The sequence below is a fragment of the Streptomyces sp. NPDC001410 genome (genome assembly GCF_042895235.1).
Classification (GTDB): Bacteria; Actinomycetota; Actinomycetes; order Streptomycetales; family Streptomycetaceae; genus Streptomyces.
This window is the reverse complement of sequence record NZ_JBIAWE010000059.1, coordinates 1-1,052: the sequence shown is the minus strand read 5'-3', so window position 1 is coordinate 1,052 and position 1,052 is coordinate 1. Positions and strand designations below refer to the sequence as shown.

Genomic DNA, 1,052 nt, shown 5'->3' with positions numbered 1-1,052 from the left:
TGTATTGATCACGAGCGTTGTTAACGCGGGCCGGTCTTGATCGTGGCGAAGGCCTCCGTGTGTGGTGGAGGTGTCGAATCTTCACCGCACGGAGGCCTTCGTGTCCCACCGTAATGCCCGGCTGACCGTTCACGGCAGGCGGCTGCTCGTCGAGCGTGTCCGCTCCGGTCGTCCCGTCGCCCACGTCGCCGCGGAGATGGGCATCTCCCGTCCCACGGCCCACAAGTGGATCCGGCGCTGGCGGTCCGAGGGCGAGAGCGGACTCATCGACCGTTCCAGCCGTCCCCGCAGGACACCGCACCGGACCGCAGCCGCCACCGAGGCGCATGTCTGCAGGCTGCGGCAGGAGCGCAAGCTGGGCCCGGCACGTATCGGACCGATCCTGGGCCTGCCCGCCTCCACCGTCCACCGCATCCTCACCCGGCACGGCCTGAACCGCCTGGCGCACCTGGACCGGCCCACCGGCCAGCCCATCCGCCGCTACGAACGCGACCGGCCCGGCGAACTCGTCCACGTCGACGTCAAGAAACTCGGCCGTATCCCCGACGGCGGCGGCCACAAAGTCCTCGGCCGCCAGGCCGGCCGGGCCCGGCGCAGCAACGTGGGCTTCGACTACGTCCACTCCGCCGTCGACGACCACAGCCGCCTCGCCTACAGCGAGATCCACCCGGACGAGAAGGCCGCCACCTGCGCCGGCTTCCTGCGCCGGGCCGCAGCGTTCTTCGCAGCCTCGGGTATCGGCCGCGTCGAACGCGTCCTGACCGACAACGCCTGGCCCTACCGCAAGAGCTTCGCCTGGCGGCAGGCGCTTGCCGACCTCGGCGCGACCGGCAAGCTCACCCGCGCCTACCGGCCGCAGACCAACGGCAAGGTCGAACGCTTCAACCGCACCCTGCTCGACGAATGGGCCTACCTGCGGCCCTACACCAGCAACACCGAACGGACAGAAGCCCTGACAGAATTCCTCCACACCTACAACCACCACCGCTGCCACACCGCACTCGGCGGCCAGCCACCGATCAGCCGCGTGAACAACGCTGCGGGTCAATACA

1 protein-coding gene is annotated in these 1,052 nt (G+C 69.6%); it reads left to right on the top strand.

Annotated features, from left to right (window positions below; translation table 11 throughout):
• Nucleotides 1-100: 100 nt before the first annotated feature.
• The coding region (locus tag ACFY3C_RS45765) for an IS481 family transposase (RefSeq protein ID WP_390775195.1) at nt 101-1,052 on the top strand (952 nt) is incomplete at its 3' end.